General features: G+C 67.4%; 1 protein-coding gene. It reads left to right on the forward strand.

Features of this window, described 5'->3' with window-relative positions; genetic code table 11:
* Positions 1–515, forward strand: a 515-nt coding sequence (locus QF777_12220; GenBank protein MDP6912288.1) for an amidohydrolase family protein, incomplete at both ends; no start/stop codon positions are given.

Here is a 515-nt window from a genome sequence, read left to right on the forward strand (position 1 = left end):
GCGACCCAGCCGTCGATGGGAATCGCAACTACGACTCCGACCGGCGCCTGCGCGAGCAGGAGGCCGACGGGGTGGTGGCCGCGGTGCTGTTCCCCAATACCCAGCCGCCCTTTGCTCCGGCAGCGGCCAGCCAGTTCGAGGCCCCCGCCTACAGCGACAATTATGACCACCGGTGGGCCGGCCTGAGGGCCCACAACCGGTGGCTACTGGACTTCGTGTCCGAGGCACCGAAACGGAGGGCCGGCATAGCCCAGATCTTCCCGGGTGACGTCGAGGGTTCGGTAGCCGAGATCGAGTGGGCGGCAGAGAACGACCTGCGAGGTGGGATCCTGGTTCCCGGCACGCCGCCCGACTCGCCGTTTGAGCCGCTCTACTCGAAGGCCTACCGACCCATCTGGGCGGCTGCCGAAGCGTGTGGCATGCCCTTGAACCATCACTCGGGTGGGGCCACTCCCGACTTTGGGAACCACTTCCCGGCCTCGTTGGCCGTGTTCATGCTGGAGGTGACCTGGTGG

Source organism: Acidimicrobiales bacterium (assembly GCA_030747595.1).
Taxonomy (GTDB): domain Bacteria; phylum Actinomycetota; class Acidimicrobiia; order Acidimicrobiales; family MedAcidi-G1; genus UBA9410.